The 12,087-nt window shown below is 68.4% G+C and carries 12 protein-coding genes; 8 read left to right on the forward strand and 4 right to left on the reverse strand.

What is annotated here, in order from left to right; all coding sequences use genetic code 11:
• The first annotated feature begins 9 nt into the window (after positions 1-9).
• The 3 genes from Y958_RS07690 to Y958_RS07700 are packed head-to-tail and all read left to right on the forward strand — an operon-like array spanning position 10 to position 4,110.
• Positions 10-2,529 carry a circularly permuted type 2 ATP-grasp protein gene (locus Y958_RS07690; protein ID WP_244909226.1) on the forward strand — a complete coding sequence of 840 codons (2,520 nt, stop codon included), beginning with the start codon at positions 10-12 and terminating at the stop codon, positions 2,527-2,529.
• Positions 2,507-3,484 (forward strand): transglutaminase family protein, encoded by a 978-nt coding sequence (locus tag Y958_RS07695; protein WP_088871536.1) that lies wholly within the window; start codon positions 2,507-2,509, stop codon positions 3,482-3,484. The genes Y958_RS07690 and Y958_RS07695 overlap by 23 nt, the downstream gene beginning before the upstream one ends.
• 44 nt (positions 3,485-3,528) lie before the next feature.
• Entirely contained in the window at positions 3,529-4,110 is a 582-nt protein-coding gene (locus Y958_RS07700; RefSeq protein ID WP_088871537.1) for a YdeI/OmpD-associated family protein, read from the forward strand.
• A gap of 53 nt (positions 4,111-4,163) precedes the next feature.
• Here Y958_RS07700 and Y958_RS07705 read toward each other — a convergent pair whose 3' ends face one another.
• The 3 genes from Y958_RS07705 to Y958_RS07715 form a co-directional block, all read right to left on the reverse strand.
• Positions 4,164-5,429, reverse strand: coding sequence for a hypothetical protein (locus tag Y958_RS07705; RefSeq protein ID WP_088871538.1), 1,266 nt, complete (start codon positions 5,427-5,429; stop codon positions 4,164-4,166).
• A 116-nt stretch (positions 5,430-5,545) separates the two neighbouring features.
• Entirely contained in the window at positions 5,546-6,823 is a 1,278-nt protein-coding gene (locus tag Y958_RS07710) for a hypothetical protein (RefSeq protein WP_088871539.1), read from the reverse strand.
• A gap of 78 nt (positions 6,824-6,901) precedes the next feature.
• The gene (locus tag Y958_RS07715) at positions 6,902-7,339 is read right to left on the reverse strand and encodes an EamA family transporter (RefSeq protein WP_088871540.1); all 438 of its coding nucleotides are present in this window, start codon (positions 7,337-7,339) and stop codon (positions 6,902-6,904) included.
• Between the two features lie 101 nt (positions 7,340-7,440).
• On the opposite strand from Y958_RS07715, the gene Y958_RS07720 reads away from it, so the two are divergent.
• Positions 7,441-7,788, forward strand: a complete 348-nt coding sequence (locus Y958_RS07720; RefSeq protein WP_088871541.1) for a TfoX/Sxy family protein — start codon at positions 7,441-7,443, stop codon at positions 7,786-7,788.
• A 3-nt stretch (positions 7,789-7,791) separates the two neighbouring features.
• Here the strand turns inward: Y958_RS07720 and Y958_RS07725 are convergent, their stop codons facing one another.
• The gene (locus Y958_RS07725; RefSeq protein WP_088871542.1) at positions 7,792-8,334 is read right to left on the reverse strand and encodes a hypothetical protein; all 543 of its coding nucleotides are present in this window, start codon (positions 8,332-8,334) and stop codon (positions 7,792-7,794) included.
• A gap of 251 nt (positions 8,335-8,585) precedes the next feature.
• Here Y958_RS07725 and Y958_RS07730 point away from each other — a divergent pair, with 251 nt between their 5' ends.
• From Y958_RS07730 to Y958_RS07745, 4 genes are all read left to right on the forward strand, one after another.
• Positions 8,586-9,425, forward strand: a complete 840-nt coding sequence (locus Y958_RS07730; protein WP_040843582.1) for an isopenicillin N synthase family dioxygenase — start codon at positions 8,586-8,588, stop codon at positions 9,423-9,425.
• Between the two features lie 94 nt (positions 9,426-9,519).
• Complete coding sequence (gene mazG, locus Y958_RS07735) at positions 9,520-10,356, forward strand: nucleoside triphosphate pyrophosphohydrolase (RefSeq protein ID WP_088871543.1); 837 nt, start codon at positions 9,520-9,522, stop codon at positions 10,354-10,356.
• A 12-nt stretch (positions 10,357-10,368) separates the two neighbouring features.
• On the forward strand, positions 10,369-11,148 hold the full coding sequence (locus Y958_RS07740) for an SDR family NAD(P)-dependent oxidoreductase (RefSeq protein WP_088871544.1): 780 nt from the start codon (positions 10,369-10,371) through the stop codon (positions 11,146-11,148).
• A 135-nt stretch (positions 11,149-11,283) separates the two neighbouring features.
• Positions 11,284-12,084: a glycosyltransferase family 2 protein gene (locus Y958_RS07745; RefSeq protein WP_088871545.1), complete on the forward strand. Its 801-nt coding sequence runs from the start codon at positions 11,284-11,286 to the stop codon at positions 12,082-12,084.
• Positions 12,085-12,087: the final 3 nt, after the last annotated feature.

Consider the following 12,087-nt stretch of genomic DNA (forward strand, 5'->3'; position numbering starts at 1 on the left):
GACCCCATATTGCCGGAGCAGCCTTCGCTGTTCAGCGACGCCGGCGACCTCGGTTATGGAACCGGTCCCATCTTTGACGAGATGGTGACCGGCACGGGGCAGTTGCGCGCGCACTGGCAGCAGTTCTTCGCCGCCCATGGCCCGTTCACGCCGGAGCAGATGGCGGCGCGGTGGGCGGCGGCGCGCCAGCGGCTGTTCCTGAACGGGGTTACCTTCAACTCCTACCGTGATCCGCAGGGAACGGAACGGCCTTGGCCGCTGGATCCCGTGCCCCTGCTGCTCTCTGCCCCGGAATGGCAGGCGATCAGCGCCGGGCTGGTGCAACGGGCCACCCTGGTCGAAAAGGTGCTGGAGGATTTTTATGGTCCCCAGACCCTGCTGTCCGACGGCGCCATCCCGCCCAGCCTGCTCTATGCCGATCCTGGCTACCTGCGCGCCTGCCAGGGCATGGACGTGCCGGGCGGGCGGCGCCTAGTGCTGTTCGCCGCCGACCTGGTGCGCGACGGCGACGGCCAGTGGCGGGTGCTGACCTGCCGGACGGAGGCGCCGACCGGCGTGGGGTATGCCTTAGAGAACCGGGCGGTGCTGAGCCAAACCCTGGCCGACCCCTTCCGCGCCTGCAATGTGGAGCGGCTGTCGCCCTTTTTTGAATCCTTGCGCGCCGCCGTCGCCCGCGCCGCGCCCCAGCACTCCGGGGTGGATGGGCATCCCCGCGCCGTGCTGCTGACCCCCGGCCCCTTCAACGAGGCCTATTTCGAGCACGCCTACCTCGCCCGCCATCTGCGCATGACCCTGGCGGAAGGGGCGGACATGGTGGTGCGCGACCAGGCCGTCTACCTGAAGACCCTGGCGGGGCTGGAACGGGTGGACGTCATCCTGCACCGCGTGGACGACGCCTTCTGCGACCCGCTGGAATTGCGCGTGGACAGCGCGCTGGGTGTCCCCGGCCTGCTGCAGGCGGTGCGCGCCGGATCCGTCGCCGTGGTCAATGCCCTGGGGTCCGGCATGGCGGAAAGCATGGCATTGCTGTCCCATATGCCGGCGCTGAGCCGGCGCCTGCTGGGCGAGGATCTGCTGCTGCCCAACGTGCCGACGTATTGGGGCGGGGACCCGGAACAGCGCGAGGCGCTGCTGGCGCAGCTGGACCGCATGGTGATGCGGCCGGCCTTCTCCAGCCTGCCCGGCCACGTCGCCAATGGGCCCGACCTGGATGAGGCCGCGCGCGGGGATCTGGCCGCGCGCATCCGCGCCCGGCCGCAGGACTGGGCGGGCCAGCTGCCGGTCGCCCCCTCCACCGCGCCGCTGTGGCGGGACAGCCGGGTGGAACCGCGCCCCCTGGTCGTGCGCGCCTTCCTGTGCGCCAGCGGCGACGGCGGCTGGACGGTCATGCCGGGCGGCCTGGTGCGCATCAGCGCCGACGCGCGCCATGCCGCCGTGTCCCTGCAGGAGGGGGCCGGCTCCAAGGATCTCTGGATTGTCGGGGCGGAGCCGCCGGGCACGATCCGCCGCCTGATCAGCCCGCCTGATGGCGCGCGCGAGCCCAGCCCCGTGCCCGGCAACCTTCCCAGCCGCGCGGCCGACCACCTGTTCTGGGTAGGCCGGTACGCCGAGCGCGCGGCGTCGGCCGTGCGCCTGCTGCGCGGCGCCACCCTGCGCCTGTCCGACGACAGCCGCCCGGCCGCGCGGGAGGAACTGTCGCCCCTGTTGCGCCTGATGGGCCGCGCCACCCTGATCCCGCAGGAAATCGCGCAGCTGCCCGACAGCGACGCCGTGCGCGGCATGCGCCAGGCGCTGGAAATCGCGGTCGATCCCGCCAACCCGGGCAGTCTGGTGGCCACCACCGGCCGGCTGCGCCGCGCCATGGGCAGCGTGCGCGATCGCCTGCCCCTGGACAGCCGCCAGATCCTGGGCCGCCTGGACGTGCTGGGCGCCCGCCTGGCCAAGGCGGATCGCGCGGCGCTGGCCGTGCTGCTGGGCGACTTCAGTCAGGTGCTGGCGGCGCAGACGGGGCTGGAGCTGGACAGCATGCCCCGGGGCGCCGGCTGGCGCTTCCTGGTGCTGGGCCGCCGGCTGGAGCGCGCCATCGACGCGGTGGAGCGGCTGCAGGCCAGCGGCATCGCCCATGAACGGCCGGACGCCGCCACGCAGGAGGTGCTGCTGGAACTGGCGGAGGCCGGACCCGCCTACCGCGAGCGTTTCCCGGTGGGGGTCCAGCGCGAGGCGGCGCTGAGCCTGCTGCTGACCGATCCGGAACATCCGCATTCCCTGCTGTTCCAGCTGGAGACCATACGCCGCCAAGTTTCCCGCCTGCCCTCCCTGCCCGCCTTCGGCGCCGCCGGTGGCACGGATCCGCTGATGCGCCTGGCGGATCTGGTGGCGCAAGCCAGCTATCGCGTGCAGGATCTGGCCCTGACCCGGGACATGGGGCTGTTGAGCGCCACCCTGTTCCAGCTGGGCTGGGCGCTGCCCGACATGTCCAATCTGTTGTCACAGGCCTATTTCAGCCATGTCCGCGCCCGTGCCGCCTGACCAGCCCCGCCTAGCGCCCGTCCGCTACCGCTGCCGCCACACCACGCGCTACAGCTACACGGTGCAGGTCGTCTCCTCCCAGCTGATCGCCCATCTGGGGCCGCGCGACGCGGCGGGCCAGCGGGCGCAGGTGGTGGCGCTGACAGTGGAGCCGGAGCCCGCCGTGGTGGCGGACCGACTGGATTGGCTGGGCAACCCCACCAGCTATGTCGCCATCGACACCCCCCACCTGGACCTGTCCATGACGGTGGAGCTGGACGTCATCCTGTCGCCGCGGCCGGCCCCGGACTTGGAAGCGACACCGGCGTGGGAGGCGATCGCGGCCGAGGCGCCCCGGCGGCTGGCGGTGGCGGAGTTCATCGAGGCGTCCCCCCGCCTGCCCCAGCCCAGCCCGGATCTGGCGGCCTTCGCCACCGGCAGCTTCCCGGCTGGCAGGCCCATCGGCGCCGGCGCCCGCGATCTGGCACGCCGCATCCACGATGGCTTCGCCTTCGATGCCGCCGCCACCAGCGTGACTACGCCCGTGCTGGAGGCGCTGGCGCTCAAGCGCGGCGTCTGCCAGGACTTCGCCCATGTCATGATCGGCGCCTTGCGCGCCCTGGGCCTGCCCGCCCGCTACGTCAGCGGCTATCTGCGCACCTTGCCACCACCCGGCCAGCCGCGCCTGCAAGGGGCCGACGCCAGCCACGCCTGGGTGCAGGTATGGTGCGGGCCCGACGTCGGCTGGGTCGACATGGACCCCACCAACGACACGCTGATCGATCGCAACCACATCACCCTGGCCTATGGCCGCGACTATGACGACGTCTGCCCCCTGCGCGGCGTCATCCTGGGCGGCGACACCCACGCCCTGAATGTCAGCGTGGATGTTGAAGAGGTGGGGGATGAACCGCCCGCCCTGCGGCAGGCGCAAATCCAGGACGGCCAAGGCCAAAGCCAGTCCCAGACGCTCTGACCCATACAATAAAGACAATCAAGATAATCGGTCGGGAGGACCGCATGACCCATCCCAAGGTCGACGCCTATGTGGAGAAGGCCGGCAAATGGCACGAGGAAGTCGCCAGGCTGCGGGCCATCGCGCTGGATTGCCCGCTGGTGGAGGACTTCAAGTGGGGCCACCCCTGCTACACCTCAGACGGCGCCAACATCGTCCTGATCCACGGGTTCAAGGAGTATTGCGCCCTGCTGTTCTTCAAGGGTGCGCTCATGACGGACCCCAACGGCATCCTGATCCAGCAGACGGAGAATGTGCAGGCCGGCCGCCAGATTCGCTTCACCAATAGCGGTGAGATCGCCCAGTTGGCGCCCACGCTGAAAGCCTACATCCTGGAAGCCATCGCCGTGGAAAAGGCGGGCCTGAAGGTGGACTTCAAGCCGACCAGGGAATTCGCCGTGCCCGAGGAATTCCAAAGCCGGCTGGACAGCGATCCAGCGCTGAAGGCGGCGTTCGACGCCCTGACACCCGGCCGGCAGCGGGGCTACCTGCTGCACCTTTCCTCCGCCAAGCAGGCCAAGACCCGGTTGGCCCGCCTCGAGAAATGCGCGCCCCTGATCCTGGCCGGCAAGGGACTGGACGATTAGCGTGGTCGGTTCAGGTGGCATCACCTGAACCGTGAAGCACGCGACAATCGCAATCAATCCGCGACGATGCGGGCGCGCAGGTCGGCGTGGGTGAAGCGCAGCGCGTTCTCCGGCACCTCTGACCAGGGGCCGATGAAGTCACCGGCCATGTAGTGGAAGCCGGCGCCATCGGCGTAAGAGGCCATCAGGCTGGTGTCCACGCCCTCCACGCCCGCGTGTACGCGCAGGCGCAAGGCCTCGTGGGAGAAGCGTGACAGTTCCGGCCCCCAGCGCTTGGGCGAGGCGCCGGGCGGCAGCAGCATGGTGACGATGTAGATGCCGGCCGCCGCCAGGGCCGGCAGATCCTGGCAGCCGCTCTCCACCACGGCGATGACCACCCGGCTGAACTGTTTCAGGAACGCCACCATCTCCGTCGCCCGGCTGACCGGCACCCCTTGGGGGAAGCCCACGACATGAAAGGCCAGGAACGCCACCAGCTCCTTCGGAATGGCCTGCAAGGCCGCCAGATATTCGCGCCGCCGGGCTATGCCGGCCAGCGTCTCGAAATGCACCGGCACCGACAGGAAACAGCGGAACTGGTTGCGGTACAGTTCGCCATAGACCTCCATGGTCTGGCGCAGCACGTCCAGGTCCAGGCCCAGTATCTGCTGCATGTCCTGCGGGTCGGCGGCACAGTCGTAGCCCCAGAGCGGCAGGCGCCCCCGGCGGGGCCTCATGGCCCGGGCAAGGTAAATGGACAACACCTGCTTGCGCACGTCCCAGATGGGACGGTAGACGACCTCCAACGGCTCTTCCTGCGGGGCGGCATGAGCCCACCAGGGATTGGCCTTGTCGGCGCTGGTCTCCGCCGCGACCGCCGCGCCGGCCAGCGAGGCGGCGCCCGCCAGCATTTCATGCAGGCTGCTGCTCTGGAACAGCAACTCCCCATCCATCTCATGCACGGCGGAATGGATGCGCACGGCGGCGGTGTCGACGTCGCCCAGCAACAGGCGTTGCAGCTGCTCCACCACCTTGGCGCAGACCAGGCCCGCCTCTGTCCGGCCCAGCTGGTGGAAGACGACGATATAGCCCTCCTCCCCATGGCGGAACCAGGCGTCCCTGGGGTTCAGCATCTGCCGCAACAGGCGCTCCACCAGCATGTGCACCCGGTCGGCCACGCGTGGCCACCGTGCGCCCAGGCGACTGCGCAGGCTGTCCAGTCCCACCATGTGCAGGCTGCCGGCGGCGGCCTGGGTCTGAGCCTGGAAAATGGCGCGCAGCTTGGGCGCCGCCTCGGTGAAGTGACCGCCCGCCGGTTCCCGCTGTGCCAACCCGTCCATGACCGACAATCCCAAAACTCCCCATCCCTAGGGCTTCAGATTGCCAGTAGGGTGGTTAAGAAAGGCTTGTCGCCGAAGCTCATCCTGCGCCCCTGCGACGGCGGGAATGAAGAGCGTCAGGCCCTCCGCCCTGCATCCATGCGGGCTCTGAGGTCGTTGCGGGTGAACCGCAGGGCGTTTTCCGGAACCTCGGACCAGGGACCGATAAAATCACCGGCCATGTAGTGAAAGCCGGCGTCATCGGCACAGGACGCCATGGCGGCGGTATCCACGCCCTTGATGCCGGCGCGCATGCGCAGGCGGGTGGCTTCGTGCGAGAAGCGCTTGAGATCGATCGCCCAATGCTTGGGCGAGGCGCCCGGCGGCAGCAGTATGATGGAAATGTAGACGCCCGCCGCGGCCAGGGCGGGCAAATCCTGAGAGCCGTTTTCCACTATGGCCGTGACCACCCGGCTGAACTGCTTCAGGAAGGCGACCATCTCGGCCGCGCGGCTGGCGGGGATCCCCTGCGGGAAACCCACGAGGTGGAAGGCCAGGAAGGCCCGCAGCTCCCGGGGAACGGCCTGGAGGGCGGACAGGTATTCCCGCCGCCGCCCCACGCTGGCCAGCGTCTCGAAATGGACCGGCACCGACAGGAAGCAGCGGAACTGGTTCGCATACAATTCCCCGTACACTTCCATGGTCTGCCGCAGCACCTCCATATCCAGCGCCAGAATCTGCTGCATGTCCTGAGGGTCGGCGACGCAGTCATATCCCCATAAGGGCTGCCGCCCCCGGCGTGGTCGCATGATGCGCGCCATGTAGATCGACAGCACCTCCTTGCGCACGTCCCAGATGGGCCGGTAGACGACCTGCGCCGGCTGCTCCTGCAAGGCGGCATGGGTCCACCAGGCATTCGCCTTGCCGGTCTCCGCCACCGTCGCGGCCGTCGTGGACTCCACGGCCAGCGTGGCGGCGCCCGCCAGCATTTCGTTCAGGCTGTTGCTTTGGAACAGCAACTCGCGGCCCATCTGATGAACGGCGGAATGTACGCGCACGGCGGCCGTGTCGACATCGCCCAGCAACAGGCGCTGCAACTGCTCCACCACCTTGGCGCATACCAAGCCGGCCTCGCGCTTGCCCAGCTGGGCGAAGACGACGATGTAGCCCTCCTCCCCATGGCGGAACCAGGTATCCTTGGGCGTCAGCAGCTGCCCCAGCAGGCGTTCCGCCAACATGTGCACACGGTCCGCCACCCGCGGCCAGCGGGTCCCCAGTCGCTCGCGCAGGCTGTCCAGCCCGACCATGTGCAGGCTGCCGGCACAGGCTTGGTTCTGCGCGCGGAAAATGGCGCGCAGCTTGGGCGCCGCCGCCAGGAACTGCTCGCTCGACTGTTCCAGCTCCAGCCCATCCATTAACCATCCCCCGTTGAAAATATTTTTATTTTATCACTGTAGGATGGTGCCGAAGCTGTTAAAAAACCCTTACCGCCGTCACCCCCGCCAGGCCACCAACACCGCGCCCAGGGCGATGAAGGCCACACCCAGCCAGTTGGGCAGGCTGAGCCTTTCGCCCAGGAACAGCACGCCGAACAGCGCCACCAGCACCACGCTCATCTTGTCGATGGGGGCCACCCGCGCCGCCTCCCCCAGTTTCAGCGCCCGGAAATAGCACAACCACGAACCGCCGGTGGCGAGACCGGACAGCCCCAGGAACAGATAGCTGCGGGCCGACACGCTGCCCGGCGGCTGCCATTGCCCGGTGATGGGCAGCAGGGCCGCGATGACCAGCAGGATCACCGCCGTGCGTACCAGGGTGGCAAAGTCGGAGTTCACCCCTTCCACCCCCACCTTGGCCAGGATGGCGGTCAGCGCCGCGAACAGGGCCGACAGCACGGCCCAGAATTGCCAGGTCAGTTGGGGGGAGTTCATGACGGGCGCACCTTCGCCGGGGTGGGGGCCACCATCCTGCCAGCACCTGTCACGCCCGGGATGCTAAATTCCCCGTTACCAGCCTAACGACAGGGCCCCTTATGGCGCACGATCCCAAGAAACTTCAGACCATCATGGCGACGGCGGTGCCGGATCTGGAACTGACCTACAAGCCCATGTTCGGCGGCATCCTGGCCTATGCGGGGGGCAAGCCCGTCGCCTCGCTCTCCGACGTCGGGCTGGCGCTGAAGCTGGCGGGCGCTGACCAGACGGTGCTGCTGGCCTTGCCGGGCGCCAAGCCGTTGCAGTACGGACCGGACCAGCCGGTCAGCAAGACCTACGTCGTGGTGCCTGACGGCCTGCTGGCCGATGCACCGGCCTTGCGCGACTGGGTGCACAAGGCGGCGGCGCAGGCGGCCAAGGCACCGGCCCGGAAAAAGAGGGCCTGAGGCCTACTTGCGCCGCTTCACGTCGCCCTCGGCCACCGTCATGTAGCCGGGGGCGCCGGGGGGCAGCATCTCGAACTTCACGTGCAGGGTGCCGGCGTCCAGCCTGGTATAGCCCAGGCGAAAGCCCGGTGTGGCGGGCGTGGCGTCGGCCAGGAAGGTCACGCTTTCCCCGGCCGTCACCTGGCCGCTGGTGTAGTGGATGGTGTGCTGGCCATCCAGATAATCGGCATGCAGGGTGCCGTCCTGCGGATAGATCAGCATGATCTGGTCGAAGCCGGCACCCGGCACCGGCTTGCCATCCTTGCCCATCAGGTCGGTATGGTCCTGACGCAGCAGCCCGCCGCCGCCGGCCACGGCCTGGATGGTGGAGGTGCCGCGCGCCGTGCCGCCGTCCGCCGTGTTGCCCCCACCGCTCCAATCCCCCAGCAGGAAGCCCAACGGCACCAGGGCGGGCGCCAAGGTGGGCGGGTTGTAGGCCGGCGGGTTTTGCTGCGCCCAGGCGGTGGTGGAGGCCAGCATCAGGGCGGCGGCCAGGAATAGGCGCATGGAGACCTCCGGACGGGGTGCTGCAACTTCACCATACCCCTGCAAAAAACGGAAACACTCTCCAACATCTGCGTGGTTGACGGCGGACCGCCCGCCTGCTGATAGTCGCCGAAATTCGACATGGCTGCCCGCGGCCGGCCTTGATCCTTAAAACAGTCCCTGGCCCGCGGCCCGGGGGCGGATGTAACGGCGTCCGCGTGCCACCCCTTACCCGCAAAGGCGGGGCGGACGGGCGCCATCAGGGAACACCCATGTTCGATATCGCCAGCGTTGATTGCACCGAGTCCACGGCCCCGGCCGAGTTCGTGCGTTCCATGCACGAGACCGGCTTCGCCGTGCTGCGCAACCACCCCATCGATCCGGCGCTGATCGACCGCCTGTACAAGGAATGGGCGGCTTTCTTCGCGTCGGAGTCCAAGATGGACCACCTGTTCTCGCCCGAGACACAGGACGGCTATTTCCCCTTCCGCTCGGAAAACGCCAAGGACAGCCCCATCAAGGACCTGAAGGAATTCTATCACGTCTATCCCAACCGGCCCCTGCCGGCGGGCGTGAAGGAAGCGACAGAGGCCATGTACGCGGCCCTGACCCAGCTGGGCGCCGACCTGCTGGGCTGGCTACAACAGCACACGCCGGACGCGGTGAAGGCCAAGTTCTCCGTCGCCCTGCCGGACATGATGGTGGGCAGCACGCAGAGCCTGTTCCGCGTGCTGCACTACCCGCCCCTGGCGGACGGCTTCGAGCCGGGCGCCGTGCGCGCCGCGGCGCATGAGGACATCAACCTCATCACCCTGCTGGTCACGGGCAGCGAGCCCGGCCTGCAGGCCAAGGACACCGCCGGCAACTGGCACGACGTGCCCTGCGACGCCGGCATGATCGCCGTCAACGGCGGCGACATGCTGAAGGAGGCGTCCGGCGGCTACTTCCCGGCGACCACCCACCGCGTGGTGAACCCGCCGCCGGAGCACAACGTCTCGCGTTATTCCATGCCCATGTTCCTCCACCCCCGGCCGGACGTGCGCCTGAGCGACGCCTATACCGCCGGGGAGTACCTGGACCAACGGCTGCGCGAGATCGGCCTGAAGAAGTGATGTCGCATGCCGCCGGGCCGGTGGCCTCGGGCGCATGGTTCGGTGTAGGAAGGGGGGCCATCCGGCTCCCCTTTCGCCTTTCCGGGACCAGCCCATGACCGACCGCCCGTCCGCGACCGCCCCCATCGACCGCCTGTTGGCCATCATGGCCAAGCTGCGCGATCCCGACGGCGGCTGCCCCTGGGATCTGGAACAGGACTTCCCCACCATCGCCCCGCACACCATCGAGGAGGCGTATGAAGTGGCCGACGCCATCGAGCAGGGCGACATGGCGGCGTTGAAGGAGGAATTGGGCGACTTGCTGTTCCAGGTGGTGTTCTACGCCCAGATGGCCAGCGAGCGGGGCCTGTGGGATTTCAACGACATCACCACGGCGCTGAGCGAAAAGATGGTGCGCCGCCACCCGCATGTGTTCGGTGAGGAGGTCGGCGCCGTGGCCGACGCCACCGACCAGGTGAAGAACTGGGAAGCCCAGAAGGCGGGGGAGCGCGCGGCCAAGGCCGCCGCCAGCGGCGCCAAGGCCTCCGCCCTCGACGGCGTCATCAGCGGCCTGCCAGCCCTGACCCGGGCGGTGAAGCTGCAGAAGCGCGCCGCCCGCGTGGGCTTCGACTGGACCCAGGCCAAGGAGATCCTGGACAAGATCGAGGAGGAGATCGGCGAGCTGCGGGCGGAGATGGAGCACGCGGTGCCGGAGAAAACCCGCATGCAGGATGAGCTGGGCGACCTGGTATTCGCCTTGGCCAACTTGGCCCGCCATATCGACGTGGATCCCGAAACGGCCCTGCGCGGCACCAATGCCAAGTTCGAGCGGCGCTTCCGCCAGATCGAGGCCTGGCTGGCCGAAGGCGGCCGCGGGCCCGGCGACGCGACCTTGGAAGAGATGGAATCCCTGTGGCAGCAGGCCAAGGGCCTGGAACGCCAAAGCAAATAAGGAGGCAGTCTGATGAGTTACGCCCCGCCCCACATCCCCGGCATCGTCCTGATCTCCGGGGCCACCGGTGACTTCGGCACCGCCTTCGCCCGCCGCTTCGCGGCCCTGGGCAGCCGTCTCATCCTGACCGGCCGCAATACGGAGAAGCTGAAGGCCCTGGCCGACAGCTTGGACGTGCCCACCCACACCCTGGCCTTCGACGTGCGCGACCGCAAGGCCATGGAGGCGGCGGTGGCCAGCATTCCGGCGGACTTCGCCGCCATCGACCTGCTGATCAACAACGCCGGCCTGGCCCTGGGCATGGAACCCGCGCAGAAGGCCAACCTGGACGACTGGGAGATCATGGTCGACACCAACGACAAGGCGTTGGCGATCATGACCGGCCTGATCCTGCCGGGCATGGTGGAGCGAGGGGGCGGCCACATCATCAACCTCAGTTCCACCGCCGGCAGCTACCCCTACCCCGGCGGCCATGTCTATTGCGCCTCCAAGGCCTTCGTCACCCAGTTCAGCCTCAGCCTGCGGGCGGACCTGCTGGGCACCGGCGTGCGCGTCACCTCGGTGGAGCCGGGCATGGTGGAGACCAGCTTCAGCCTGGTGCGCTTCAAGGGCGACGCCGAGAAGGCCGCCAAGGTCTACGCTGGCACCACGCCGCTGACGGCGGAGGATGTGGCGGAGTCGGTGACCTGGGCCGCCACCCTGCCCCCGCACTTCAATGTCAACCGTGTGGAAATCATGCCTACGGTCCAAGCACCGGCCGGCTTGGCTGTCCACCGGTTTAAAAAGAATTGAGGCGTTCGGCGTCCAACTAACCGCGCATCAGGCCCGCCTTGGCATCTCCGCGCCGGTTTGAGAGACTGACGTCACGGTCCCAAGCGCGGGCCGTCTTCATTCCGGGTATGTCCTTTCGGGGGCTGGGGGGGCCTGATGGCCGAGTTGCCGTTCTTTTCCGTCATCGTGCCCACCCATAAGCGGGCCAGCCTGCTGCGCCGGACGCTGGCGTCCATCAACGCCCAGCGCGAGGGCGTGGGCGGGGTGGAGATTCTGGTGGTCTCCGACGCCACCGACGGCGACACCGACGCCGTCTGCGCCGAGTTGCTGACCCCCGCCGACATGTACGTGCGCCGCAACGGAGCGCCTGGTCCCTCCGCCAGCCGTAACATGGGCCTGAGCCTGGCCAAGGGCAGTTATATCCTCTTCCTGGATGATGACGACGCCTGGTACGAGGGCTTCCTGGCCGCCCTGAAGGACCAGCCGGCGGTGCGCCAGGGCCTGCCCGTCTATTTCAACTGCGCCATAGTGAATGAGCGCCGGGGCGCGGACGCCGCCATCCTGTCGGAGGGGGGCGTCGATATGGCCGGCCGCCTGACCGATGAGATTTACCTGAAGAACCAGATCCCGGTCTGCTGCTTCGCCTTCCCCCGCGCCCTGCTGGCCGGGCTGAAGTTCGACGTGCACATGCGGGCGTACGAGGATTGGGAATTCATGCTGGCGGTCTATGCCCGGCAGAAGGCCCAGCACGTGCCGGTCATCGGCGCCCGCATCTTCAAGGACAGCGGGGCGGAGTCGGAGCGGCGCGGCGTCAGCCAGCAGTCCCACGACTACAACGCCGTGTTCGACTATCTCTACGTCTACCGCCGCCATAAGGCCCCCGACGCCGAGCTGGGCCAACGGCGCGCCGCCTTGCTGAACAGCTTCAACATCCCCGTCACGCCCGAGATGGTGTGATCC

It is taken from the genome of Nitrospirillum viridazoti CBAmc, assembly GCF_000730165.1.
GTDB classification, from domain to species: Bacteria; Pseudomonadota; Alphaproteobacteria; order Azospirillales; family Azospirillaceae; genus Nitrospirillum; species Nitrospirillum viridazoti.

Excerpts from the sequence above, each read along its gene's own strand:
- Y958_RS07695 (WP_088871536.1), top strand. The coding sequence starts at position 2,507 with ATGTCCGCGCCCGTGCCGCCTGACCAGCCCCGCCTAGCGCCCGTCCGC.
- Y958_RS07700 (WP_088871537.1), top strand. The coding sequence starts at position 3,529 with ATGACCCATCCCAAGGTCGACGCCTATGTGGAGAAGGCCGGCAAATGG.
- Y958_RS07705 (WP_088871538.1), bottom strand. The coding sequence starts at position 5,429 with ATGGACGGGTTGGCACAGCGGGAACCGGCGGGCGGTCACTTCACCGAG.
- Y958_RS07710 (WP_088871539.1), bottom strand. The coding sequence starts at position 6,823 with ATGGATGGGCTGGAGCTGGAACAGTCGAGCGAGCAGTTCCTGGCGGCG.
- Y958_RS07715 (WP_088871540.1), bottom strand. The coding sequence starts at position 7,339 with ATGAACTCCCCCCAACTGACCTGGCAATTCTGGGCCGTGCTGTCGGCC.
- Y958_RS07720 (WP_088871541.1), top strand. The coding sequence starts at position 7,441 with ATGGCGCACGATCCCAAGAAACTTCAGACCATCATGGCGACGGCGGTG.
- Y958_RS07725 (WP_088871542.1), bottom strand. The coding sequence starts at position 8,334 with ATGCGCCTATTCCTGGCCGCCGCCCTGATGCTGGCCTCCACCACCGCC.
- Y958_RS07730 (WP_040843582.1), top strand. The coding sequence starts at position 8,586 with ATGTTCGATATCGCCAGCGTTGATTGCACCGAGTCCACGGCCCCGGCC.
- mazG (WP_088871543.1), top strand. The coding sequence starts at position 9,520 with ATGACCGACCGCCCGTCCGCGACCGCCCCCATCGACCGCCTGTTGGCC.
- Y958_RS07740 (WP_088871544.1), top strand. The coding sequence starts at position 10,369 with ATGAGTTACGCCCCGCCCCACATCCCCGGCATCGTCCTGATCTCCGGG.
- Y958_RS07745 (WP_088871545.1), top strand. The coding sequence starts at position 11,284 with ATGGCCGAGTTGCCGTTCTTTTCCGTCATCGTGCCCACCCATAAGCGG.